This window comes from Staphylococcus saprophyticus subsp. saprophyticus ATCC 15305 = NCTC 7292, from assembly GCF_000010125.1.
In the GTDB taxonomy this organism is placed as follows: Bacteria; Bacillota; Bacilli; order Staphylococcales; family Staphylococcaceae; genus Staphylococcus; species Staphylococcus saprophyticus.
Genome location: NC_007350.1, coordinates 445978 through 470583 on the forward strand (window position 1 = coordinate 445978; position 24606 = coordinate 470583).

The following is a 24606-nucleotide window of genomic DNA, read 5'->3' on the forward strand; positions in this document are numbered from 1 at the left end:
TTCAACTGTTTTATAATTCCCTTTATGACCAGTATTAATCATGAACCATATTATAAGAGTACAAAATATCAAGCGTTAGCGCGCGTTTATTATTCAATTTTAGTGGTAAATAGATAACAAGAAGAAAACAGATTGGAAGTGCTCATAATGCCTTGGACAATGGAAGATTACCCTCAAAGTTGGAAAAATATGGATAAACTTGAACGAAAAAAAGCCATTGATATTGGCAATGCCATGTTAAAAGATGGTTATGAGGAGAGTAACGTGATACCTATTGCTACAAAGCAAGCAGAATCTTGGTATAAAGATGCATCCGAAAAAGAATTGGAATCCTTAAAAAACAAAAAAATTACTAAACATGAAAAAGATGATTCAGCAGATCCTTCATTAAACAAGAAAGATGTACATGTTTATTATGAAGATGATGAATGGAAGATTAAATCAGATGGTGCGAAACAGGCATCTGATAGTTTCGATAAAAAAGAAGATGCCATGAAACGTGCACGTAATATCGCTGATAACCGTAGAACTGAAATTATCGAACATAAAAAAGATGAATAAAATTAAGCATGCTAGAATAATTAAAAGGGCAATCCAATGCATAAATTGAAGGCATTGGGTTGCTTTTCTGTATTGAAAATAACCACTTAAAACACAAATTGAATCTTTTAGAAGCGTAAAATTTGAATAGCTTTTAAATTTAATAAGTCAATTATAATAAGCTATAATGAATTTTAAAGAAGTTTTTTATTGGAGGTAAGACAAAATGTATATAGAACGTAAACCCTCGGTAAACATTGACGATTTGAAAGCTGAATTTAAGGAAAGTATTGATCATATAAACGCGTCAGAAGAAGCATTAGATATGGTTGTAGGCTTTGTTGCTTTAGAACAACTTTATACGTCGGCTCTTAAAGAAATTAGTACAAAGTTAGATATTTTAGATGATCAATTTCAACAGATGTATAAACATAATACCATTCATCACATGGAACGTCGTGTGAAAGAGATGAGAAGCTTAATTAAAAAATTAGACAGAAAGCGTTACCCTATTAGTACTGAGTCAGCAAAAGAAAACATATTAGATATTGCCGGTATTAGAGTAGTTTGTAATTACTTTGATGATATATATGTTATTGAAAAATTATTATTAAAACAAGAAGACGTGAAATTGATTAAACGTAAAGATTATATCGAACATCCGAAAGAAAATGGTTATAGAAGTTTACATATTGTTGTAACCATTCCAGTTTATTTAGTGCATTCTGTTGAAATAGTTCCCGTAGAAATACAAATAAGAACGATTGGAATGGATATGTGGGCGAGCTTAGAGCATAAAATACGTTATAAAAACACAGAAAATACGGAAAAATATAAAGCGATATTGAAACAATGTGCAACAGACATTACATCAGTAGAAAGTAAAATGCAGGAAATACATTCTGAAGTATTTGATAATTAAATAATAACAATGCAATATAACAATTTGCTTGCTCATGACGTCGCGTCATCAACTATGATTAGACTCAGGAGGTGATTACATGAGCCAATATCAAACAGGTGAATTAGCGAAACTAAAAAATGTTTCTGTTCGGACCATTCAATATTATGATAGAAAAGGTTTATTAAAAACGGTACAAACAGCAAAAAATGGGCGGCGTATATTTGATGAATAAAGCAAACAAGATTTAGAAATCATTCTAATTTTAAAAGCTTTTAATTTCTCCTTGAAAGATATTAAAACAATCTTGAATGAAAAAAATAAGTTGAAAACGGTTCGTGTTATGTTAGAACAAAAGGAATTAGAGATAGAAAAGGAAATGCAGAGCCATAAGACTTTGCTTGCAGAGATACGACAATTTAAACAATATATTGGTCGACGTTCTGAAGCGCCTTTAGAAAAACTATTAGAAACAAAAACATACGTAAATCAAAAACCAAAAATGAAACAATTTAAACAATCTGTATTGTATCGCATCATACCTATAGGTATATTTCAATATACTGCTTTAATAGCAAGTATGGTCACTAAAAAATGGTGGCCATTGTTATCTACCTCACCTATATTGTTTACCTATGCTGTAAATTTTACAATATTTACTTATACGGCACTAAGCTATGTTTGTCCAAATTGCCAAGCAACATTTAAACCCAATTTAAAGCAATGGATGTTTTCGGCACATACACCTAAAACGAGAAAATTACAATGTCCACATTGTGACCAAGATCATCACTGTGTAGCAATTGTCCAATCTTAATCAAATTTCATATGAATAAAAAAATTTTTGAAACTGATGTGTGAGGGATGAAACCTGACATATCGGTTTTTTTACTTTAAGAAAACGATATTTATAATTGCAAGCGCTTGCAAATTAGGTACTTGTGTTTTAATATACTTGTATACAAGTATATAGTAAAGTTATCGAGGTGATGTTTTAGTGAAATACGATTACCCAGAACAATGGTTAGAAGGTGTTTCAAAGGGCGAAATGATTGCGGCAGAAATTCGACTGAGAATTGTAGATGGAAAAATAGCACCAGATACATTATTAACGGAGAACCAAATTGCTAAAGAATATAATGTAAGTCGATCACCAGTGAGAGATGCATTTAAATTATTAAAGCAAGACCAACTCATTCATCTTGAACGAATGGGAGCAGAAGTTTTACCGTTTGAAGATAAAGAGAAAAAGGAACTCTATGATTTGAGAATTATGCTAGAGTCCTTTGCTTTTAGTAGAATTAAAAACTTAAATCATGAGCAAATTGTAAAAGAAATGAGAAAGCAGCTTGAAATGATGAAAGTTGCAGTGCAATTTGAAGATGCAGAAGCCTTCACTGAACATGATATGAAATTTCATGAAGTAACGATTATGGCTTCAAAGCACCAATATTTAAAAACATTCTGGAATAATTTGAGACCAGTGATGGAATCACTCATATTATTATCTATGAGTAAAAGAATGAATGAGAATCTGGAAGATTTTGAACGTATTCATCATAACCATGAGATATTTATAGAAGCGATAGAACAACAAGATGCTAAGAAATTAAATAAAGCATTCCATTTAAACTTTGATGATGTTGGTGAAGACATCGATAGTTTTTGGTTAACTTAGCAATTTAATGCAGTAAAGATTGTAGGAGGCGAAATCATGAAATACATGATTGGTGTTGATATTGGTACAACAAGTACAAAGTCAGTACTTTATGACGAAAAAGGTCAGTTTATAATGAAACATAATATTGGTTATCCATTGCACACGCCAAATGTTGAAGTTTCAGAAGAGAATCCAGATGAATTATTTGATGCCGTGTTAATGACCATAAAATATATTATGAGAGAGGCAGACATAGCTAAAGAAGACCTCAAATTAATTTCATTTAGTGCACAAATGCACAGTTTAATTGCAATGGACGCAAGTCATCAACGTTTAACAGAGAATTTAACTTGGGCTGATAATCGTGCGAGTCGATATGCAGAAGCAATTAAAACCAAGCATAATGGCGATGCGATTTATCAAAGAACAGGGACACCTATCCATCCAATGTCGCCATTGTCTAAGATATTCTGGATGAAACATGAACAACAAGAAATATTCAATCAAACTGCAACGTTTGCGGATATTAAGACCTATATCTTTTATCAACTTTTTGAAACGTTTGTGATTGATCAATCAATGGCTTCTTCGACAGGGATGCTTAATTTGGAATCGTTGGAATGGGATAAAGAAGCCTTGTCGCTTTTAGGTATAACTGAATCTCAATTGCCTGAGATTGTACCAACGACACACATCTTAAAAGGTATGAAACGTAGATATGCAGCATTAATGGGTATCGATGAAAATACGCCAGTTGTAGTGGGTGCAAGCGATGGCGTACTTTCAAATTTAGGTGTGAACGCATTTAAAAAAGGTGAAGTTGCAGTGACCATTGGAACTTCTGGTGCCATCAGAACCGTGATTGACAAACCACGTACAGACTATAAAGGTAGAATATTTTGCTATGTTCTGACAGAAGATCATTATGTTATTGGTGGTCCAGTTAATAATGGTGGTGTTGTACTGAGATGGTTACGCGATGAATTACTAGCTAGTGAAGTAGAGACAGCTAAACGTTTAGGCGTTGATTCTTATGATGTCTTAACCAAGATTGCTAATAATGTCAAACCCGGTGCAGATGGACTAATCTTCCACCCTTATTTAGCGGGAGAGCGTGCGCCTTTATGGAATGCTGATGCAAGAGGTTCATTCTTTGGTTTAACACTATCACATAAGAAAGAACATATGATAAGAGCCGCTTTAGAAGGTGTACTTTATAATCTATACACTGTGTATCTTGCGCTTATTGAAGTGATGAATGAAACGCCTAAAACAATCAAGGCGACTGGTGGTTTTGCTAAAAGTGAAGTCTGGCGTCAAATGATGGCAGATATATTTGATACAGATTTAATTGTGCCAGAAAGTTACGAAAGTTCTTGCTTAGGCGCTTGCGTATTAGGTATGAAGGCATTAGGTGAAATTGATGATTTTTCAATTATAGAAGATATGGTTGGAACAACAAACAAACATCATCCTAATGAGGATAATGTAAGAACGTATCAACAGTTAATATCTATATTTATTAATTTAAGTCGTTCATTGGAAGCACGTTATACAGAAATAGCAGCATTCCAACGCGAACATATGACAGAAGACGAATGATGAAATATTAGAGCAGGTATAATGGATGTCATGGTTAAACAAACAATGTATTTTTAATCATGACGTTACCTTACCTGTGTCATATTATTAGGGATAAAAATTTTACGTAATTAAGAAAGCGTTACCAAGATTGAATGGCGATTTCAATTAGCTGTAATTCAATCTTGATATTGAAAGGGGAGAACGGAAATGTTTGAAACAATTTGGCCACTGATCACTGTGGTAATCGGTATCATTGTATTATTGTCGCTCATCATATTCTTGAAATTAAACACGTTTATTTCACTTATTATTACATCAGTTGTAACTGCTATATTACTAGGAATGCCTTTAGATAAAATCATAGAAACAATCGAAAATGGCATGGGCAGTACACTAGGTCACATTGCTTTAATATTTGGTCTAGGTGCCATTCTCGGTAAATTACTTGCGGACGGTGGCGGTGCTACGCGAATAGCTGATACGCTTATAAAGAAATTCGGTCATAAGCACGTACAATGGGCAATGTTAGTTGCCGCATTTATTGTAGGTATTGCGTTATTCTTTGAAGTAGGTCTTGTCTTATTAATTCCATTGGTATTTACGATTGCCAAACGAGCTAATGTTTCAAAATTAAAATTAGGCTTACCAATGGTAGTGGCGCTATCTGTAACACACGGATTTTTACCACCACACCCTGGCCCAGTTGTAATTGCAAAAGAATTACAAGCAAACTTAGGACATGTATTACTATACGGTATTATTATTGCAATACCAGTGACATTAATTGCTGGACCATTATTCAATAAAATTGCACAAAAAATCACACCATCAGCTTATGGTCGTGAAGGCGACATATCAGCTTTAGGTGCACAAAAAGAATTTACTGAAGAAGAAATGCCAGGATTTGGCATCAGCTTTTTGACAGCTGTGTCTCCAGTTATCTTAATGTTATTATCAACAATTGTACAGTTAGTAACAGGACATGAATCAGCGACGAATGGTTTTGAATCATTTATTTACTTTATTGGTACTGCAGCAACTGCAATGTTGATCGCTGTCTTATTTGCGATTTTTACAATGGGTATCAAACAAGGACGTAAAAATGCCGATATTATGGATTCAGTTTCAAATGCGATTTATCCAATCGGAATGATGATTTTAATTATTGGTGGTGGCGGTACTTTCAAACAAGTATTAATTGATGGCGGTGTCGGTGATACAATCGCTAAATTATTTGAAGGTACAGAAATGTCTCCGATATTACTTGCGTGGATTGTAGCTGCAGTGCTTCGTATTGCACTTGGGTCATCAACCGTAGCTGCTATTTCATCCACAGGTATCGTTTTACCGTTATTACAAGCATCAGACGTTAACGTTGCATTAGTGGTATTAGCAATTGGTGCAGGGAGTGTTATTTTATCTCATGTTAATGATGCTGGGTTCTGGATGTTCAAAGAATATTTCGGTTTAACAGTTAAAGAAACCTTCCTAACATGGTCATTACTAGAAACAGTTATCTCAGTTTCAGGTCTTGTCTTTATCTTGATTTTAAGTATATTTGTATAAAACGAAATCATAGCAGTGAAAACGATAGAAGATTGAATAGGATCACGGTTTACATTGTAGATGTTTTTTGACCAGACTCACTAACATAACTTCAATTTTTAAAGGCTTAGATTAAGCTTATTTTAAATTAAGTTAATTATTGAGTTTGGTTTATTTTATAGCATGGTACAAAGGCTTACTAAATGAATACTTGGACAATGTTTTAACGTAAAAGGGTCAGTGAAGGAGTTTGAAAATGACAAAATTTAGTTTAGAAAGTTTTTCTTTAAAAGGTAAAAATGCGATAGTAACAGGCGGTGCACGCGGATTAGGCAAATATTATACCATTGCTTTAACAATGTATGGGCAAATGTAACTGTAGTTAGTTCTTCAACCAATGCCTGGGATGAAATGAAAGCATATGTGAAACAGCATGAGGGTAATGTATCCTTCCTTCAGCAAGATTTAACCGAATCGGGTTCTGCAGCAAAGGTTATCACAAATGCAGTTGGAACGTGGGGGTCACTTGATATATTAGTTAATAATGCAGGTGTTCAAATTAGAAATAATATTTTAGATTATAAAAATGTATCCTTCCTTCAGCAAGATTTAACCGAATCGGGTTCTGCAGCAAAGGTTATCACAAATGCAGTTGGAACGTGGGGATCACTTGATATATTAGTTAATAATGCAGGTGTTCAAATTAGAAATAATATTTTAGATTATAAAGATGAAGATTGGCAAAATGTCATAGAAATTAATTTAAATGCAACGTATTATATGGCTCACGAAGCGGCTAAAGTGATGACAGAACAAGGCTCAGGTAAAATCATTAATATAGGTTCTATGCAGTCATACCGCGCTGGAAAAAATATCTTTCCTTACGCAGCGAGTAAGCATGGCGTAGTTGGCATTACGCGCGCCTATGCAGATGCTTTGGCACCATACAATATACAAGTAAATGCATTATCTCCTGGTTATATCCGTACTGATATGACGAAAGTGCTAGAAGAAGATCCAATTCGAGGGCGAGAAATTAAAGGACATATACCATCGGGAGAATGGGGTGTTCCGGAAAATTTAATGGGTCCACTTATATTTCTAGCTAGTGAAGCCTCAGATTATGTAACAGGTATATCATTACCAGTAGATGGTGGTTATTTACTAAGATAATAGATAAACAGATGCTTCGGACAAAATCATTTTTGTCCGATTTTTTAATGAAATAAATTTAATAATGTTGATATCAATGCCGTTTGTTTGAATGTGAGACCATTGAATTACAACATGAATTAATTTTAAAATGATAAAATAGAGAAGTTACTATTGTCTGAACATACTGAAAATGCATTGGAATGTATAATTTAGATGCTAGATTAAAGTATAGAGATAAACGGAAGTATGTTGTAAAGGAAGTAGTTATATCGCTATAGGGGGTTGGAAAATGAAAAGGATATTATTGATTGCGAGTGCTTTTATTGGCGTCATTGTTGGTGCAGGATTCGCTTCTGGACAAGAAGTGCTCCAATACTTCACAAGTTTTGGCATGATGGGAACATTCGGCGCAATGATAACGACCGCATTATTTACATATGTTGGAATGATGTTAGTTTGGCTGGGAAGTAAGTCTGAAACTGATTCTCATAAAGAAGTCATTCATCGTATCACGGGTAAGTCAATGTTTGGAAAATTATTGGGATGGGTGATTGATTTAGTCATCATATTCACATTATTTGGTGTAGGGGTTGTCATGATTGCAGGTGCAGGTTCAAATCTTAATCAGCAGTTTGGCTTACCATCTATCGTTGGCACACTATTGATGACTGTACTTATCATTCTCGCGGGTATGCTGAAAGTTGAAGGTGTTGTAAAAGTAATTGGAAATATTACGCCGTTTTTAATCATTTTTATAATTATTATTTCAGTTTATAGTTTTATGACAACGGATAGTTCATTTTCACAGTTAAATACTTTGTCTGATGCGAAACCTTCAACATTACCGAATTGGTTTGTAGCAGGTGTGAACTACGCATCATTTAATACAGCTGTAGGTGCATCAATGGCCATTGTTATGGGAGGTTCAGAGAAGAATACGAAAGTAGCAGCTATTGGTGGACTAGTTGGTGGACTCGCGTTAGGCGTCATGATTGTATTGAGTCATCTGGCTATATTCACGCAAATAGATACTGTTGGAAATATGGAAATGCCAATGTTAGGTATTGTGAATCATATTTCACCAATACTTGGAGTCATTATGGCTATTGTTATTTTTGGAATGATCTTTAATACGGGTTTGGGTATGTTTTATGCGTTTGCTACAAGGTTTACAGTCGTAGATACGAAACGCTTCAAACTGTTCTATGCTGTTACCGTTATTGTAGGTCTATGTCTGAGTTTTGTTGGTTTTACAGATTTAGTAGCAATCTTCTACCCATTAATCGGATACCTAGGCCTTGTATTAATTTTTGTATTGTTGTATGCACCTTTTAAATTGAAGTTTGGCAAGAAAGATATATAAAAGTTTTATTATAATCTATAACTTTGTTTATGCTTGTTGATATTTATGTATATAAAATTAATTTCGAAACACACCTTATCCTTATTTTTAGTTATAATAAAATAAAGGAATAGAGGGTGTTTTTTTTATGAACGAGGAAACATTAGAAATTTTACAGACGAATGCGTTGCAATTATTGGGGATTCAACTAGAAGTATGATATGGATGACTTAAAAGGGATCAGCAATCATATCAAGTCACCATTTACAAATACGTCACGTAAACAATTCAAAGATGAGTTGAAACATTTTATCGTCAATATGGGCAGTAATAAAATTTACCATTATACCAATGTTTTCGATGTGAACTTCTTAATATTTAAGTTTAAGAAATATAAACAGATTTACATTATAGGACCATACATGGAACAGCGACCTAATGAACGACGTTGTAATGAACTGCTACAACAAGCGAATATTAAAATATCTAAATTGTCTATATTAAAGCAATATTTATTACGTATACCACTGTGTCATCATGTAAAAGCACAGAAGATGTGTCGATTGGCAATTCGCTTTTTGAAGAAGCGAAATATTGTGTATGAGACTGAAAAAATAGATTTCCATTTTCATTCAAGTACGGCGTCACTTGCAGAATCTAAGACTCAGATTGATTATACGTTAAGAGAAATAGAGCAACGCTATAATTTAGAAAATCAACTGCTTACTGCAGTAGAAAATGGCAATGTGGATGAGGCATTAGACATTTTAAATAGGATGAATTTATCTGTTTCTGGGCTACGTAGAGGGAAAGATGATATTTTAAATGAACAGTATAAGGCATTTTAAAAACTTCGTGTATCTTAACAGAAGTTAAAATTGCTGTATTGATTAAATTGTCAATTTTAAAACTAAGGAAATTAACCGGAGAAAGGCAAAAGTGATAAATTTGTGAAATTAATCACAAAACACTTCCAATTTGTATCCTTATGAATTAAGATAAAGATGTAATAAATGACGCAAGCTTTGCGAAAGAAAAAATACGGAGTGATTCATATGAGAGAAGTAATTGAAAAGGTTATTTTTTCAAATGAAAGCAGCTATGAAATTTACATTCATACAGGTGTAAATCAAGGTATTATTAATGATATTAAAGATGGATACAGAAGTATTGACTATATAGCTTATATTGATGCAGAAAAATTATACAACTATGGATTGAAAAAGACGCTATTAGTTAATCATTAATACACTGTATGCATCAAGTAATTAAAAAGTTTTGTTGTATTCACAATTTATGAATATAGCAAACGGGTATTATTATTAAAGTTTTTCTCCCTCGTATTAACTTTCATGATTTATTTGAAACGCCCTAAAGTATTTTAAAAAGCCTATGTTTACTGTCCATCCAGTAACATAGGCTTTTAGTTATAGTATTTAATGATGACAATTAAACATAATCTTTAAAATTATGCTTGATTTCATTAAAATCATATAAAGAGTTGTACATACGCATACGAATATGTTCTTCAGATGCATAAGGAATACGTAAGTGATTATGTTGTGCTACATATTTACGGAAAGTTTTTTCTAATTGTTGTCGTTCTAATATAGGCATTTGAATCCATTCATCTTTGTCGAATAAATCTTCAAAATGAAATTGGAAACTTGTTCGATCTATTGATTTTCTTAATGCTTCTAATTTTTCATCAAAATTCATAATATATATGCCCCTCCCTTAACGCTACAATAAACATTATTAATATATACTTTATTATATACCCACTTTATATTGAAATATGGATATTGACAAGCTAATCAAAAGTAAAACTTTCAAGAAAATGAAAACGCCATGATACAATAATCGTAATTAGAGAAATATTTAAATAAATATAGAGAAGTATAAATAGAAAGGAAGATATACATGGTTGAATTACAAGATAAAGTGGCAGTCGTAACAGGAGCGAGTAGTGGTATCGGTGCAAGTATAGCCGAAACATTAGCTAATCAAGGAGTCAAAGTTGTCTTAACAGGACGAGATGAGTCGCGCTTAGCAGAAGTGGCTAAACGTATACAAGATAATAAACAAGCAGTAGTTGAGACAAGTATTGTGGATGTTACACACAAAGAAGAAGTAACAGAATTAGTTGAAAAAACAAAAGAAAAATTTGGTCAGATTGATATTTTAGTGAATAGTGCTGGCTTAATGTTATCATCAGCAATAACTGAGGGTGACGTTGAAGCATGGGAAGCAATGATTGATGTGAATATCAAAGGTACCTTATATACAATTAATGCTGTGCTACCATCTATGCTAAATCAGTCTAGTGGTCACATTATCAATATTGCCTCAATTTCTGGATTTGAAGTTACTAAAAAAAGCACGCTTTATAGTGCATCCAAAGCAGCTGTACACAGTATTACACAAGGTCTAGAAAAAGAATTAGCGAAAACAGGCGTACGTGTGACAAGTATTTCTCCTGGGATGGTTGATACACCATTAAGTGGAGATACAGATTGGGGAGCACGCAAAAAATTAGATCCTAAAGATATTGCAGAAGCAGCAATTTATGCATTACAGCAACCAAGCCATGTCAATGTGAATGAAGTGACAGTGAGACCTGTTTAAACATAAATGAAATATTAGAAGGCCGGGACATCAATAAGAAGTGTCTCGGCCAAATTAATTTATATGGACTGTAATCTACATGCTAAGTTACAAATATAAAAACGCTAGCTCATGTATTACGCAAATGAGATTCATTTAACGCGTTATTTAATAAGAGCGAAGACTATGAAATTTTTATCAGGACTTTTTGATTTTGTTCATCTTACTAATAGTTTAGCTTGAATGTATTCGTGAAAGAAGTGAGAAAAATGGAAATGCGATACCTTACCGAAAGAGATGTAAAACAGTACCGAGCCATTCGATTAAAATCGTTACAGACGGATCCAAAGGGATTTGTATCAACATATGAACGTGAAAAATCATTGCCGGAAGATGAATTTAAAGCACGGCTTAAATTAAATGATACGCATTTTACGATAGGCACGTTTGATAGTGGGGAGCTTATTTGTATCGCTACATTTTATAGTGAGAGAATGGAAAAGGTAAAACATAAAGGTAACTTAGTGACTGTCTATTGTGATCCCCGATATAGAGGTCAAGGTATTACAGCTCAAATGATACAACATATCATTAACGATGTTAGTGTGGTTGGTGTTGTGAAAATCATTGGCTTATGTGTATTATCTGAGAATACACAAGCCATTCGTTTGTATGAAAAATTAGGGTTTAAGCGTTATGGTAGGGAACCTAAATCAATCTTTGATGGTCATAGGTATTATGATGAAGACTTAATGTATCTTGAAGTGTAGTTGTTATAAATAACACGTATTCAACTCATGGGTGCACATAAAAAAACCAGGGCGAGTCACCATTATGTCTCGTTCTGGTTTTTTAGTTTGAAATATCATAACCATTCTATAATTTCAATTCTGTTACCAAATGGGTCATAGATATAAAAACGATTGGCGCCTTCAAGTTCATCACCATAGATGATTTCAATTTCTTTAGCTTCAAGTTCTTTCCGTATATCTGAAGCGTTCTGTACTAAAAAGGCTGGGTGGGCCTTTGTTGCTGGTTTAAAGTCATCTTGAACACCAATATGTAGTTGTTGGTCACCAACTTGAAACCAAACGCCACCATTTTTCGCGAGATTGGAGGGTTTTGCTATTTCTTTAAAACCTAATTTATCAGAATAAAAAGCCTTTGCTAACGATTCATTGTGAGGTGGTGCAGCTAACTGAACATGATCAATACCTAAAAATTGATTGAACATAAATAACAACTCCTTTAATATATAATAGCAAAAATATAACTATAAAAGTATTTGGTAAATTATTTTTTTATAAATTAGAAGCAACTAATTATTTTAAAAGTTCATTTTATTCTATTGCAATTGATAATCGTTTTCGATTAAAATGGTAGTAATAAACAAGAGAAGAGGTTATCGTTTTGAAAAAAATTTTATGCTTGATGTTATGTTAGTTATTGTTTTTAGCAGCTTGCGGTAATGGTTCGAAAAATTCAGAGTCAAAAGATGACAAAGGTACAAAGACTTATACTACAGATGATGGTAGTAAAGTAAAAATACCTAAAAATCCAAAAAGAGTACTTGTGTTAACCGCTAATTATGGAAACTTTAAAAAATTAGGTGTTAAACCTGTCGCTATCACAAATGTATTTCCAGATTCTAAATATTTAGATATGAGTAAGGTTAAAAAAATTGATCCTGAAAATGTTGAAGCGGCGGCAAAATTAAAACCAGATTTAATTATTACATATAAAGAGAACAAGAATAATAAAAAATTAGCTAAAATTGCACTGACAGTACCTATTAAAGTACAGGATATGGACTATAAAGATACACATATTGAAATTGGGAAATTAGTAAACAAAGAAGCTAAAGCTAAAAAACAAGCTGATAAACTATCAGAAAAACTAGCTAAAGATGGTAAAGAAATTAAGAAAGCAATTGGTAAAGATAATACTTTTTCAATTATGGATATTCAAGCAAAAGATATTTATCAATTTGGCCCTAGATTCGGCCGCGGAAGTGAAGCTATATATGAAGGGTTTAAGTTGAAAGAGGACCCAGAAGCTAAGCAAGCAATGCCAAAAGAGAAGTTTATGAAAGTTCCAAAAGAGAAATTCAATACGTATTCGGGAGATTATTTACTCCTTCCTACTAAAGATGGTAAGAAACCGAATAATGATTTTGTGAAATCAAATACTTGGAAAAATAATAAAGCTGTTCAAAACGGTAATGTTATTTATTATTCTATGGATGAAGCAATTTATGCAGATTTAATTTCAGTAGAGAAACAAGCTGAACTATTTAAAAAAGAACTTTTAAAGCATAAGTAAAAACTAAGCACGTCATAGTCATCGAATTTATATAATTTGATATCTATGACGTGCTTAGTTTATTTTGACGCTTACCAGTGATCAATATCACTTCGTTCGCCTTTAAAATTATTGGCTGTTTGATGACGTTTTGCTAGTACTTTTTCAACATCTTCAAATTTAATATTTAAAGCATGTAATAATACAAAAAGGTGATACATAACATCGGCGGTTTCATTCGTCACCTCTTCAACGTCGCCTTTCATTGCACCAATCACCACCTCAAATGCTTCCTCACCAAATTTTTTAGTTATTTTTTCAAGTCCTTCTTTTAATAAATATTGAGTATACGAATTACTTTTATCTGCCTGCGCACTTGCTGCAACTGTTTGTTCAAGTTGTTGCACATTAAAAGGTACGGACGTATTAAAACAACTTTGACTACCTGTATGACAGGTTGGTCCGTTTGGAAGTACTTCAATAAGCAATGTATCTTGATCACAATCCAGATGGATATGTTTCACTATTTGTGTGTGACCTGAAGTTTCACCTTTAGTCCATAAACGTTCTTTTGAGCGAGAGTAAAATGTAACAATCCCCTCAGTGAGTGTTTTTTGATAGGCAGTTTCATTCATATATCCTAGCATAAGTACTTGCTTGTTACGTACATCTTGTAATACAACAGGAATAAGTCCTTTGTCAAAATCAGGCTCTTGAGTAGTCATCTTACTGGAATACCTCCTCGTTTCATTGATGATTTAATTTGATTCACAGTTGTTTCTTTATCGTGTAATATGCTTGCCGCAAGTCCCGCTGAAACGTTTGTTTCTTTAAACAAGTCAACGAAATGTTCAGGATTTCCGCCACCACCAGAAGCGATAACGGGAATATTCACAAGTTTTTCAATTTCATGTAAGTGTGAGACATCAAAACCTTGTTTCATACCATCGTGCGTCATACTTGTAATGAGAAGTTCACCTGCGCCTAGGGCTTCAACTTCTTGAACCCAATCATAAACGCGTTTATCCGTTCGCTGTTTACCACCGTGTGTGTAACAAAAATAATCATTTAGTTCGCTATCGTAATTGCTATCTATGGCGATACATATACATTGTCGTCCAAATTTTTCGCTGGCTTCTTTTATAAAACTTGGATTTTTAAGTGCACTTGAATTTAAGGATACTTTATCTGCACCGTGGTTTAACAATTGAGAGATATCGTCAATGGTTGAAATACCACCGCCAACTGTCAATGGAATGAAAAGTTTTTCTGCTGTTTCCGAAATAACATCAAGTACAAGATCATGTCCAGCTTCTGTACGTGAAATGTCTAAGAAAACAAGTTCATCAGCACCTTGTTCATTATAATAAAGTGCAAAATCTACAGGGTTGCCAATATCACGCAAGCCTTTAAATTGAATGCCTTTGACGACGCGACCATCTTTGACATCTAAGCATGGAATAATGCGTTTTTTAATCATGACAATCCCTCCCAGAAGGTAGCGTTGTGTGCAGCTTTGCCAACAATGGCTGCATGAACGCCAATGGATTCTAATTGGGCTAAATCTTGTTGATGACGAATACCACCAGAAGCAATAATTGGTTTTTGAGTTGCTTGAACTAATTGTTGTGTGATTTCGAAATTAGGGCCCTCGAGTTTGCCATCTTTAGAAATATCTGTGTAAATGATACCACCGAGTGGGAGAGATTCTACTTGTTGTAATAAATCAAAGATATCGAGGCCAGCATCTTCTTCCCAGCCATTAATTTTGACTTGTCGACGGTAAGCGTCAATGGATAGATATAAACGATTTGGAAATGCTTGTGTCATGTGCGATAACCACGCTAAATCTTCGATACCTTTGGTGCCGATGATACAATAATCAATACCATTATTAAAGTAAGTGTCAATGGTATTTCTATCTCTAATACCACCGCCAACTTCCATAGGTTTATCAGTCAGTGAGCGTAATTGATTGATATAGTCACTCTCGATGGATACTTGATTTTTTGCACCAATTAAATCGACGATATGAATTCGGTCTACACACTGATACTGATTGTAGAAAAGTACACTTTCTTCTGCGCTACGCGCCATTTTAACTTCTGAATCGTATTTACCTTCAGTAAGTCGCACGCTAGTAGCATTGATTAAATCAATTGCTGGCCATAGTTTGATCATCTTGAAATCCGCCTTTCAGTGCTTGATTAAGTATTGCTAATCCATCATCACCACTTTTTTCTGGATGGAATTGAATGCCGATATAATTTTGATATTGCACAATTGCTGGGATTTTTGTGCCGTATTCTGTGTAAGCAACCACATGTTGTGACATTTCAGCTTGATACGCATGGACAAAGTAAACATCATGTAATAATAAAGGATGTTTACTTATTAGATTATTCCATCCTAAATGCGGTACAGGATAAGGGGACTGTATTGGAATTATATTTCCCGGGAAAATATTTAACCCTTCGACATCACCCTCTGCACTCCAACGATAAAATAGTTGCATACCGAGACAGATACCAATCACTGGTTTATCCGTAATGGATGTGATTATATTTGCTAAACCGCGCTCGTTAATTGCTTGCATGGCATCTTTAAAGTGACCTACACCGGGTAAGATGACGACATCAGCATTTGCAATTTCGTTATACTTATCGGTCAATATCGCATCGTATCCTAAATACTGAACTGCGCGTTGAACATTTTTTACATTACCTAATCCGTAGTCAATGATCGCAATCACTCAATCACACCCTTAGATGAAGGGATGTTATCATTATCATTTTCTGAAAGTGCCATTTTTAATGCACGGGCAAATGATTTAAATATGGCTTCAATTTCATGATGCGTATTGCCGCCTCTAAGTAGATCAATATGCGTAGTTAAACGTGCATTGATGATCAAAGCACGGAAGAACTCTTCAACCAATTCGCTATCAAATGTGCCTACTTTTTCTTTACTCAAAGTGGCATTAAACGATAAATAAGGGCGTCCACTAATATCAACTACAGCACGAGATAAAGTTTCATCCATAGGGATGTAACTCACACCATATCTTTGGAAAGATTTGCGTTCTCGAATCATGTCTAATAATAGCTGACCTAGTACGATGCCAATATCTTCTGTTACGTGATGATCATCTACTTCGGTATCTCCATTTGCTTCAATTATAATTGACAGCCCACTATGAAACGTAAAGAGTGTGAGCATATGATTTAGGAAACCAACCCCTGTGTTAATTTCACTTGTTCGTTTGTCATCGGCTAAAATGATTGATAACTCTGTTTCTGCAGTCTTACGTTTCTTTTGAAATATCATATTGTGACCTCCATGATTTAATGAGCTGTTCTAATTGGTCTAACTGGTCGTCTGTGGCGATGGAATATCTTACATAATCGTTCATGTTTGGTTCGTCATAACGTCTAGGTAAGAAGCCATGATCTTCAATATAAAGGCCAAGACTTTGCGCTGCGGATCCTTTTGTTAAGACAAAGTTAGTTGATGAAGGGAAGACTTTCATTATATCGCTAACATTATCTTGGAACATTTGTCTTAATCTAACAGCTAATGCACGCTGATGTTCAATGAATGTGCGTGTCTTATCAATATGTTCAAACATGAAAAGTGCAATGTGTAAAGTGAGTGTGTTTAATGGATAAGGATGTTCAATACTTTGTATAAGTTGAATCGTCTCAGGTGTTCCAATTAACACGCCTAAACGTAAACCGGCAATACCAAATGCCTTTGAAAGGGTACGCATTTGAAGAACATGTGGTTGCAATTCAAGCGTGTAGGCATCCCCAAAATCTAAATAAGCTTCATCAATAACAAAATAACCACCAATATTTTTCATTTTATCTGCAATTGCAGTTAAAAATGTTAGATTATACTGCTTGCCAGATGGATTGTGTGGATTACTCATAATAAAGAATGCGGGTTGCACTGCTTCAATGCGACTTAATATATTTTCTAGATTAAATGTTAAGTCGTTATCTGCATTTACAAACGCTATTGGTCGATGAACTTGGTCGGCATAGGCTTGGTACATAAAGAAATCTGGATTAAGTGCTAATGCTGGACCTTCTGGCATGATAAGCATTAATTTTTGAATTAATTCATCAGAACCATTACCTGCAATAATTTGGTCTGGTGATAGATTATAATAACGCGCATAACCTGCCTTAAATCGTTCATATTCTTCATCTGGATAAAAGTTAAATGAAGCATGATGTATAATCGATGTGAGTTGTGCTTCTGTTAAAGGGCGAAGTGGGCTTTCATTTTTGTTAATTCTTATCATCGTTAAACTCCTTTGATGTTCTAATTTCTATGGATTGTTCGTGATTATATAATTGTTCAACATGGGCTAATTTACGCGCAGTCAGTTCTACGGTATCGAATGTATCTTTTGATAAATCTATCACTGAATGACGTGTTAAAAAATCATTAACAGATAGACCATTGGTAAATCGAGCTGTTTGATTGGTTGGCAGTACGTGACTTGGGCCAGCGACATAGTCACCAATAACTTCGGGTGAATAATAACCTAAGAATAGTGCGCCGACGTAACGGACATGATTTAGATAATCATGTGGCGAAACTGTTTGTATTGAAGCATGTTCGGGTGCAATTTGATTCATTAAATCACACGCTTCGCTAAAGTTATTCACATGTATCAAAAAATGGTTATCATTTAAACTTGCTTGAACGATTGATTGACGTTCAATTTGAGGAAGTATGTGCTGTATTTTTTGTTCAAGTTGTTTTAATAATGCTTCATCTTCACTAATGACAAAAGTTCTTGCAAGTTCATCGTGCTCTGCTTGTGCAAATACATCATATGCGATGGCGTCTAAATCAGCAGAGTCATCAATAATTAATGCAATTTCACTAGGGCCCGCGATTTGATCAATTCCTACTTGACCAAAGAGGTATTTCTTAGCATAGGCAACAAATTGGTTACCAGGTCCTACAATTTTATCAACTTTTGGCAATGTTTCTGTACCGTAAGCTAGGGCAGCAATACTTTGAGCACCTCCAACTTGATAAACGTTATCGACACCTGCGATATAACAGGCGGCTAATACGATATCTGGTATACCATTTAGTTGTGGGGGCGTGACTACAGATATATTTTTTACACCAGCTACCTTTGCCAGTGTTACTGTCATTAAGACGGTTGATGGGTAACTGGCTTTACCACCTGGTACATATACGCCAACGCGTTCTAAAGGATGGTACAATTCATAACAATCTGATGTGCCTTGTTGCTTAGTCCATTTAATGGATTCTTGGTAAGATTGAATACGCGCGTGACTTTGTTGTAAGGCCTCACGTAAATCACTGTCTAGGCGATTATAGGCATTTTCTAAAGTTTGGTAAGCGACTTCTAAATTGCAAGTCTCTACCTGATCAAACTGTTGATTATAATTTCTGAGGGCATCATCTCCGTGAAGTCTGACGTTTTCGCAAATATCCTTTACGATGGGGTATAGGTCTTCATTTAAGGAAGATTGGTTTAAATACTTTTTCAAAAATAGCGTTTTATCTATGATCAATGAGTGACACCTCCAGTGTTGATAAAAAAGCATCAATTTCAGATGATTTTTTAAAATAGGATTGCTTATTTGTGATAAGTTTCGCGTTAATGGGTTTAATCGTATCTTTTTCAACTAAGCCATTTGATTTTAGTGTTGTACCAGTCTGCACAATATCTACTATTCCATCCACCATTTCTACGAGACAAGCTAATTCAATAGAACCTGATAGTTTTACCAATTCTACATCTATACCTTGTGCTTCGAAGTAGGCACGTGCAGTTTTTACATACGACGTAGCAATTTTATTGAAAGAAGAAGTTTCTGGTTTAGCAGCTAAAGCAAAATGACAATCTCCAAATGGTAAATCTACCAAATTATTAATTGTATAATTTCCTTCTTCTAAAATATCACTACCAACAATCCCGACATCAGCTACACCTTGTTCTACATAAATAGGGACATCGCTACCTTTAACTAATACGATTTGAATAGATCCTACAGAAATTAATAATTGACGTTCTCGTTTTTCTAATGCATCTACTAGTTCTTGTTCATTAGCTTGTTTTAAATAAGTAATAAAGCTTTTTAATAATCGACCTTTGGCTATAGCTACTGTAAGCATAATAAGAACTCCTTTTATTTATAATATAAAACCTAATCCAAAACCATCTAATTCACCTTTGTAGAAACCTCCAGTAAGTTGGTGGTTTTTATCATTTTTTAGATAACATTTTAAAAATGCACCTTTGTAATATGAACGAGGCGGTTGTGGTGTGATATCTAAATGTATATCTTTTACATTTAATGACTTAAACCACTGTTCCCAACGGCGCAAAGCTTGTATTGTACGATGATCGTAAGGAAAGAGTTGACTAAGTAAATCTAATTGATCCGTTGTTTTTGTTGTCAATAATTGAACAAGCGGATGAGAAGTGCCAAGTTCGGATGAAAGTTCTGAAATATTACGCTCTTGTACTAATTTTAAAATCGTTGTTGTTTGTTCTTTAGTAGTTAACAGTAAATCGATAAGTTGATAATGTCCTAAAATGACAAAATCGATATCGTCATTAAGATATTGTTGTATATATTTATAAAACGTCATAAAATCTTCTTGCATATCCGTTATGGTAGGGTTGTAATGTTCGATACCCAATTGCGTATAGACATGGTTATCACGAACAATCGGTCCCGCATAAACTACTTTTTGATGACGCGGAGGATAATTACTGTAATAACGCAATAATTGGTCGGTGAAATCATTACGTAATGCAAAGATATGATGGTCATGTTGCCAGAAACTTCTTTCAGTCATTTGCTGTAAATCATCTTTATTCAATGTTTGCCAAGCTAGAGATTCAATAAAGCTAAAATCTACTAAGTTAAAGTCAGCTTGTTGAAAATGCTTTAAAAAGTTAAGTTCTTTTTCTTTGTTATTAATGATTGTTGCTGCATCCATATTAAAACCATCCTTTGCATATACTTTGTTTCTCTACCGAACTAAAGTAAATTGATAAAGAATACTTTAACACATTTATTTTTAGAATTCAATAAATATTCTGAAAATGTTTTTGGTTAAGCGGTATAAAAATGCCCTTGCATTTAAAAAAGTGCAAGGGATTAATACTATAAGCAAGATTTACCATGATTAACATATTTTAGCATTTCTTCTTTAGGCACCATATTACCACCAGTTGCCCATACAATATGATTTGCTTGATTCATTTGGATACCCTGTTGTTTGGCTAATGTTATTGCTGATTTAATGCCAGCAAACCCTGACGCGGCAGAGGGCTCAATAAAGATATCTTCTTTTTCACTTAAAAGATATAGATAACGATACATTTCGCTATCAGATACGGTCTGTATACCATAGAGTAACGTATTCATAATTTGCCCGACTAAGCGAGATGGACGCGCAACTGCTAAACCATCCGCGTCTGTGTTTCCATCAATGCCAATATCCTTAACTGAAATTTTATCGTGTAATTGCGTCATCATACCTAATAGCATACAAGGGGCATGTGTTGGTTCAGTAAAAATACAATAAACATGTTCTCCAAAGACTTGTTTTAGACCGAATGTCACTCCTCCTGGGCCACCACCGACACCACAAGGTATGTAGACAAATAGAGGGTGTTCAGCATCTATTTGTATATTTTCAGCAGCTAATTGTGCTTTTAATCTTAATGCAGCGACTGTATATCCTAAAAACAAGTCAGATGAACCTTCGTCATCCACAAAATGACAGGTAGGATCGTTTTCAGCATGTTTTCTTCCTTCTGCTACAGCGTACTGATAATCTGACTGATGTTCTATGACTTCCACACCACGTGACCTCAAAAGATCTTTCTTCCACTGACGTGCATCTGTAGACATATGAACCGTCACTTTAAAGCCCAGTTTTGCACTCATAATACCGATACTTAATCCTAAATTACCGGTTGAACCAACGGCAACATTATATTTACTAAACAGATCTTGATATTTTTGCTCAGCCAGTACACGATAATCAGCTGTCTCTTTTAAATCGCCATCTTGCATCGCTATCGTTTCAGCTAATTTAAGTACTTCATAGATACCACCGCGCGCCTTAATTGATCCAGATATAGCGAGGTGACTATCACATTTTAGCCATAGCTTACCTTCAATGGGTAAGGACTCTATGTTTGTCAAAGTATTTTGCATAAAAGGTATGTGTTTTAAAGGTGATTCAATAAGGCCATGATTATTTTCAGTTTCTGGGAATACAGTGCTTATGTAACTACTAAATCGTTCAAGTCGTTGCGCAGCATCTTCCATATCTTTTAAAGTAAATGTTAATGACGCTGGTTTACGAAAATTTGGGTTTTCCCAAAAAATAGGCTTATAATTTTGCATACTATCTATGAGAGGGAAATCTTGTTTAAGTGTTGCTAAATCGTTCATATTAATACCTCCGTATCATTTTAATAACAGTACGAAATATAAATTTCACGCTACATTAATTATAGCAAAAAATAGATGAAATCGCCTGATTCGCCGATATAATATGATGATATTGGTTATTGTAGTTAGAACCATTGACTCGATTCAAAAATGGGTTTACACAGAGTGAACGATAATATTTTTACAAATTAGCATGATTGCTTATTTTAATTGTAAGTTAGAAAAATGATTGATGAAATATAAACAAAAAAGAGTCAGGAACAACTTTGAATGTTCCTGACTCTTTGTGGACTAGTTAAAATGACTGCTTTGTCTAAGCTATCTTACTAACAAATTACTTTCTGAATTGCTTACGTATTTTAGTAAACCAGCCTTTACGCTCGTTAACAGACATAACTTGTGGGCGTGTATTATCCTCTTTTAATTGTTGGCCATAATCCATAGCTTCTTTCATTAGAAATGCTTGAGAATTTAAAGGTGATAAATTATTTTCAATATAATGATATTGACCTAATTCATCTTGGTAACGTCCTTTTTGGTTATCTGAGAGTTGTAAGTTCATATAATCTAATAAACGTTTCGCAATATTTTTATCTTCAACTGGGAATAAAATTTCTACACGTTTAATCATATTTCTAGTCATTGCATCGGCGGAAGAAAGATATATGATGTCGTCGCCATTATTATGGAAATGATAGATGCGTGAATGTTCTAGGAATCTACCAACGATACTTACGACTTCAATGTTTTCACTGATTCCTGGAACACCTGGCTTGAGACAACAAATACCACGAATGATCAATTGAACTTTTACTCCTGCACAGGATGCTTCAAACAATTTAAGAATGATATCTTTATCCGTTAATGAGTTCATTTTCATGATAATCTTACCGTTACCATTTTCACGATGTGATTTGATTTCGTTATCTATTCTAGCTAAAAAGACATCACGAATATCGAAAGGTGCGACAATCAATTTGTTATATTCAGGTTTTACTGAATAGCCACTTAAATAATTGAAGAAATTAATCGCATCTTCAGCAATTTCAGCATTCGTTGTAATCAGTCCCATATCGGTATAAATATTCGCTGTTTTATCATTATAGTTACCAGTACCTAAATGAATGAATGAAGTTAATTTATTATTCATTCGCTTAACAACGAGTGCAATTTTACTATGTGTTTTCAAATGTGTCATACCATAAATAACATGACAACCTGCTTCTTCCAACATTCTTGCCCAATGTACGTTGTTTTCCTCATCAAAACGTGCTTTTAATTCGACAAGCACAGTGACTTGTTTGCCATTTTCAGCTGCATTTTTCAAACTATTAATAATAGGAGAATCCTTACTTACACGATAGAGTGTTTGTTTTATTGCAATAGTATTTGGATCTTCAGCTGCTTCCCGTATAAAATCAACAATAGGTTCAAATGATTCATATGGGTGGTGGAAGAAGATATCTCTTTTTAAAGATAAATCAAAAATATTGTGATTTCCTAGAGATTGAGGTATTTGTGGGACATATTTATTATATTTCAAATATTTCAGCTTATTGGATAGGTGGTCAACTAAATCAGTCAACATGGTTAAATCGAGAGGCCCATCTACAAAATAGACGTCATTATCGTGCACATCTAGTTGGTTGATAATCCACACAATATCCTCATGTGTCGCTTGTCGGCCATCTACTTCTAAACGTACAGCAGTACCACGTTTACGCTCTTTTAAGAAGCGCTCAATTTCTATTAATAAATCTTCTGCGCCATCTTCATGAATAGTTAAGTCAGCATTACGTGTGATTCTAAACGTAAATGTGTTCAAGACCGTATATCCTGAAAATAAGTCGTTAATGAAGTAGGTGATAATATCTTCAATCAAAATGATATATTGTTTATCACCTTTGTTAAATGAATAAAATCGAGAAATAAGTGAAGGTATTTGAACGATAGCAGAATTAATATCATCTTCTGTATCGATATCTACAAAAATATTCAAGCTTTTATTATTTAATTTAGGGAAAGGATGATAAGCATCAATCCCTAAGGGCGTTAGTGTTGGCAAGATGCCATACTTAAATTCTGATTCAAGTTGAGGCAATAAATCGTCAGGTAGTTGTTCTGGTTTTATGATTTCTACTTGATATTGTTTTAAGTCATCAATTAATTCGTTATAACGCTTGTATTGTAAATCAACAATTTCCTTGTTCTTTAGCTTAATTTGAACGAGTTGTTGCTTAGGTGTTAATTGTGCTTTGTTTTCAGGTTTATCGTATCCCATTTTGACTTGATCTTGTAAGCCCGCTACGCGAACCATAAAGAATTCATCTAAATTCGAACTAAATATAGAGATAAAGTTAAGTTGTTCTAATAGTGGGTTGTTCTTATCTTGTGCTTCTTGTAATACACGGTAGTTAAAATCTAACCAACTAAGCTCTCTATTATTATAATATTGCGGTAAATTTAAGTCTTTATCTCCCAAATTTCTATGCATAAC

27 protein-coding genes are annotated in these 24606 nt (G+C 34.1%); 14 read left to right on the forward strand and 13 right to left on the reverse strand.

Annotated elements, in window-relative coordinates; translation table 11 throughout:
* Positions 1–147 precede the first annotated feature (147 nt).
* From SSP_RS01985 to SSP_RS02030, 11 genes are all read left to right on the forward strand, one after another.
* Complete coding sequence (locus tag SSP_RS01985) at positions 148–561, forward strand: DUF2188 domain-containing protein (protein ID WP_011302378.1); 414 nt, start codon at positions 148–150, stop codon at positions 559–561.
* A gap of 205 nt (positions 562–766) precedes the next feature.
* Entirely contained in the window at positions 767–1462 is a 696-nt protein-coding gene (locus tag SSP_RS01990; protein ID WP_011302379.1) for a GTP pyrophosphokinase, read from the forward strand.
* A gap of 79 nt (positions 1463–1541) precedes the next feature.
* Positions 1542–1676 (forward strand): MerR family DNA-binding transcriptional regulator, encoded by a 135-nt coding sequence (locus SSP_RS13155; RefSeq protein ID WP_011302380.1) that lies wholly within the window; start codon positions 1542–1544, stop codon positions 1674–1676.
* Between the two features lie 51 nt (positions 1677–1727).
* Positions 1728–2258: a transcriptional regulator gene (locus SSP_RS01995; protein WP_011302381.1), complete on the forward strand. Its 531-nt coding sequence runs from the start codon at positions 1728–1730 to the stop codon at positions 2256–2258.
* 180 nt (positions 2259–2438) lie between these two features.
* Positions 2439–3119, forward strand: a complete 681-nt coding sequence (locus tag SSP_RS02000; protein ID WP_011302382.1) for a GntR family transcriptional regulator — start codon at positions 2439–2441, stop codon at positions 3117–3119.
* 36 nt (positions 3120–3155) lie between these two features.
* Entirely contained in the window at positions 3156–4703 is a 1548-nt protein-coding gene (gene gntK / locus SSP_RS02005) for a gluconokinase (protein ID WP_011302383.1), read from the forward strand.
* A gap of 189 nt (positions 4704–4892) precedes the next feature.
* Positions 4893–6251, forward strand: a complete 1359-nt coding sequence (locus SSP_RS02010; protein WP_011302384.1) for a gluconate:H+ symporter — start codon at positions 4893–4895, stop codon at positions 6249–6251.
* 390 nt (positions 6252–6641) lie between these two features.
* The gene (locus tag SSP_RS12660; RefSeq protein WP_011302386.1) at positions 6642–7403 is read left to right on the forward strand and encodes an SDR family oxidoreductase; all 762 of its coding nucleotides are present in this window, start codon (positions 6642–6644) and stop codon (positions 7401–7403) included.
* A 271-nt stretch (positions 7404–7674) separates the two neighbouring features.
* Complete coding sequence (locus SSP_RS02020) at positions 7675–8748, forward strand: YkvI family membrane protein (protein WP_011302387.1); 1074 nt, start codon at positions 7675–7677, stop codon at positions 8746–8748.
* A gap of 200 nt (positions 8749–8948) precedes the next feature.
* Positions 8949–9575, forward strand: a complete 627-nt coding sequence (locus SSP_RS02025; RefSeq protein ID WP_011302388.1) for a hypothetical protein — start codon at positions 8949–8951, stop codon at positions 9573–9575.
* A gap of 207 nt (positions 9576–9782) precedes the next feature.
* Positions 9783–9974 carry a hypothetical protein gene (locus tag SSP_RS02030; RefSeq protein ID WP_011302389.1) on the forward strand — a complete coding sequence of 64 codons (192 nt, stop codon included), beginning with the start codon at positions 9783–9785 and terminating at the stop codon, positions 9972–9974.
* A 202-nt stretch (positions 9975–10176) separates the two neighbouring features.
* On the opposite strand, the gene SSP_RS02035 is transcribed toward SSP_RS02030, so the two are convergent.
* Positions 10177–10446 (reverse strand): DUF1413 domain-containing protein, encoded by a 270-nt coding sequence (locus tag SSP_RS02035; protein ID WP_002482376.1) that lies wholly within the window; start codon positions 10444–10446, stop codon positions 10177–10179.
* 204 nt (positions 10447–10650) lie between these two features.
* On the opposite strand from SSP_RS02035, the gene SSP_RS02040 reads away from it, so the two are divergent.
* A complete protein-coding gene (locus tag SSP_RS02040) occupies positions 10651–11355 on the forward strand; it encodes an SDR family oxidoreductase (RefSeq protein WP_002482377.1) in 705 nt (234 codons plus the stop codon).
* Positions 11356–11609: 254 nt separating this feature from the next.
* Positions 11610–12104 (forward strand): GNAT family N-acetyltransferase, encoded by a 495-nt coding sequence (locus tag SSP_RS02045; protein WP_231844709.1) that lies wholly within the window; start codon positions 11610–11612, stop codon positions 12102–12104.
* A 95-nt stretch (positions 12105–12199) separates the two neighbouring features.
* Here SSP_RS02045 and SSP_RS02050 read toward each other — a convergent pair whose 3' ends face one another.
* A complete protein-coding gene (locus SSP_RS02050; RefSeq protein ID WP_002482379.1) occupies positions 12200–12568 on the reverse strand; it encodes a VOC family protein in 369 nt (122 codons plus the stop codon).
* A 212-nt stretch (positions 12569–12780) separates the two neighbouring features.
* Here SSP_RS02050 and SSP_RS02055 point away from each other — a divergent pair, with 212 nt between their 5' ends.
* On the forward strand, positions 12781–13656 hold the full coding sequence (locus tag SSP_RS02055) for an ABC transporter substrate-binding protein (protein WP_011302391.1): 876 nt from the start codon (positions 12781–12783) through the stop codon (positions 13654–13656).
* 71 nt (positions 13657–13727) lie between these two features.
* On the opposite strand, the gene hisIE is transcribed toward SSP_RS02055, so the two are convergent.
* The 11 genes from hisIE to SSP_RS02110 form a co-directional block, all read right to left on the reverse strand.
* Positions 13728–14360 (reverse strand): bifunctional phosphoribosyl-AMP cyclohydrolase/phosphoribosyl-ATP diphosphatase HisIE, encoded by a 633-nt coding sequence (hisIE, locus tag SSP_RS02060; protein WP_011302392.1) that lies wholly within the window; start codon positions 14358–14360, stop codon positions 13728–13730.
* On the reverse strand, positions 14357–15115 hold the full coding sequence (gene hisF / locus SSP_RS02065) for an imidazole glycerol phosphate synthase subunit HisF (protein ID WP_002482383.1): 759 nt from the start codon (positions 15113–15115) through the stop codon (positions 14357–14359). The genes hisIE and hisF overlap by 4 nt, the downstream gene beginning before the upstream one ends.
* On the reverse strand, positions 15112–15816 hold the full coding sequence (gene hisA, locus SSP_RS02070; protein ID WP_011302393.1) for a 1-(5-phosphoribosyl)-5-((5-phosphoribosylamino)methylideneamino)imidazole-4-carboxamide isomerase: 705 nt from the start codon (positions 15814–15816) through the stop codon (positions 15112–15114). The genes hisF and hisA overlap by 4 nt, the downstream gene beginning before the upstream one ends.
* A complete protein-coding gene (gene hisH / locus SSP_RS02075; protein ID WP_011302394.1) occupies positions 15791–16387 on the reverse strand; it encodes an imidazole glycerol phosphate synthase subunit HisH in 597 nt (198 codons plus the stop codon). Before hisH ends, hisA begins: the two co-directional genes overlap by 26 nt.
* On the reverse strand, positions 16384–16962 hold the full coding sequence (hisB, locus tag SSP_RS02080; protein ID WP_011302395.1) for an imidazoleglycerol-phosphate dehydratase HisB: 579 nt from the start codon (positions 16960–16962) through the stop codon (positions 16384–16386). Before hisB ends, hisH begins: the two co-directional genes overlap by 4 nt.
* Complete coding sequence (locus tag SSP_RS02085) at positions 16940–17944, reverse strand: pyridoxal phosphate-dependent aminotransferase (RefSeq protein WP_011302396.1); 1005 nt, start codon at positions 17942–17944, stop codon at positions 16940–16942. Before SSP_RS02085 ends, hisB begins: the two co-directional genes overlap by 23 nt.
* Positions 17931–19199 (reverse strand): histidinol dehydrogenase, encoded by a 1269-nt coding sequence (hisD, locus tag SSP_RS02090; RefSeq protein WP_225310466.1) that lies wholly within the window; start codon positions 19197–19199, stop codon positions 17931–17933. The genes SSP_RS02085 and hisD overlap by 14 nt, the downstream gene beginning before the upstream one ends.
* Positions 19189–19806 carry an ATP phosphoribosyltransferase gene (hisG, locus tag SSP_RS02095; RefSeq protein ID WP_002482389.1) on the reverse strand — a complete coding sequence of 206 codons (618 nt, stop codon included), beginning with the start codon at positions 19804–19806 and terminating at the stop codon, positions 19189–19191. Before hisG ends, hisD begins: the two co-directional genes overlap by 11 nt.
* Positions 19807–19824: 18 nt before the next feature.
* On the reverse strand, positions 19825–20640 hold the full coding sequence (locus tag SSP_RS02100) for an ATP phosphoribosyltransferase regulatory subunit (RefSeq protein ID WP_011302398.1): 816 nt from the start codon (positions 20638–20640) through the stop codon (positions 19825–19827).
* Between the two features lie 167 nt (positions 20641–20807).
* A complete protein-coding gene (locus SSP_RS02105) occupies positions 20808–22109 on the reverse strand; it encodes a D-serine ammonia-lyase (RefSeq protein ID WP_011302399.1) in 1302 nt (433 codons plus the stop codon).
* 334 nt (positions 22110–22443) lie between these two features.
* Positions 22444–24603: an RNA degradosome polyphosphate kinase gene (locus SSP_RS02110; RefSeq protein WP_011302400.1), complete on the reverse strand. Its 2160-nt coding sequence runs from the start codon at positions 24601–24603 to the stop codon at positions 22444–22446.
* Positions 24604–24606: the final 3 nt, after the last annotated feature.

Excerpts from the sequence above, each read along its gene's own strand:
- SSP_RS01985 (WP_011302378.1), top strand. The coding sequence starts at position 148 with ATGCCTTGGACAATGGAAGATTACCCTCAAAGTTGGAAAAATATGGAT.
- SSP_RS01990 (WP_011302379.1), top strand. The coding sequence starts at position 767 with ATGTATATAGAACGTAAACCCTCGGTAAACATTGACGATTTGAAAGCT.
- SSP_RS13155 (WP_011302380.1), top strand. The coding sequence starts at position 1,542 with ATGAGCCAATATCAAACAGGTGAATTAGCGAAACTAAAAAATGTTTCT.
- gntK (WP_011302383.1), top strand. The coding sequence starts at position 3,156 with ATGAAATACATGATTGGTGTTGATATTGGTACAACAAGTACAAAGTCA.
- SSP_RS02010 (WP_011302384.1), top strand. The coding sequence starts at position 4,893 with ATGTTTGAAACAATTTGGCCACTGATCACTGTGGTAATCGGTATCATT.
- SSP_RS12660 (WP_011302386.1), top strand. The coding sequence starts at position 6,642 with ATGAAAGCATATGTGAAACAGCATGAGGGTAATGTATCCTTCCTTCAG.
- SSP_RS02020 (WP_011302387.1), top strand. The coding sequence starts at position 7,675 with ATGAAAAGGATATTATTGATTGCGAGTGCTTTTATTGGCGTCATTGTT.
- SSP_RS02025 (WP_011302388.1), top strand. The coding sequence starts at position 8,949 with ATGGATGACTTAAAAGGGATCAGCAATCATATCAAGTCACCATTTACA.
- SSP_RS02030 (WP_011302389.1), top strand. The coding sequence starts at position 9,783 with ATGAGAGAAGTAATTGAAAAGGTTATTTTTTCAAATGAAAGCAGCTAT.
- SSP_RS02035 (WP_002482376.1), bottom strand. The coding sequence starts at position 10,446 with ATGAATTTTGATGAAAAATTAGAAGCATTAAGAAAATCAATAGATCGA.
- SSP_RS02040 (WP_002482377.1), top strand. The coding sequence starts at position 10,651 with ATGGTTGAATTACAAGATAAAGTGGCAGTCGTAACAGGAGCGAGTAGT.
- SSP_RS02045 (WP_231844709.1), top strand. The coding sequence starts at position 11,610 with ATGCGATACCTTACCGAAAGAGATGTAAAACAGTACCGAGCCATTCGA.
- SSP_RS02050 (WP_002482379.1), bottom strand. The coding sequence starts at position 12,568 with ATGTTCAATCAATTTTTAGGTATTGATCATGTTCAGTTAGCTGCACCA.
- hisIE (WP_011302392.1), bottom strand. The coding sequence starts at position 14,360 with ATGACTACTCAAGAGCCTGATTTTGACAAAGGACTTATTCCTGTTGTA.
- hisF (WP_002482383.1), bottom strand. The coding sequence starts at position 15,115 with ATGATTAAAAAACGCATTATTCCATGCTTAGATGTCAAAGATGGTCGC.
- hisA (WP_011302393.1), bottom strand. The coding sequence starts at position 15,816 with ATGATCAAACTATGGCCAGCAATTGATTTAATCAATGCTACTAGCGTG.
- hisB (WP_011302395.1), bottom strand. The coding sequence starts at position 16,962 with ATGATATTTCAAAAGAAACGTAAGACTGCAGAAACAGAGTTATCAATC.
- SSP_RS02085 (WP_011302396.1), bottom strand. The coding sequence starts at position 17,944 with ATGATAAGAATTAACAAAAATGAAAGCCCACTTCGCCCTTTAACAGAA.
- hisG (WP_002482389.1), bottom strand. The coding sequence starts at position 19,806 with ATGCTTACAGTAGCTATAGCCAAAGGTCGATTATTAAAAAGCTTTATT.
- SSP_RS02100 (WP_011302398.1), bottom strand. The coding sequence starts at position 20,640 with ATGGATGCAGCAACAATCATTAATAACAAAGAAAAAGAACTTAACTTT.
- SSP_RS02105 (WP_011302399.1), bottom strand. The coding sequence starts at position 22,109 with ATGAACGATTTAGCAACACTTAAACAAGATTTCCCTCTCATAGATAGT.
- SSP_RS02110 (WP_011302400.1), bottom strand. The coding sequence starts at position 24,603 with ATGCATAGAAATTTGGGAGATAAAGACTTAAATTTACCGCAATATTAT.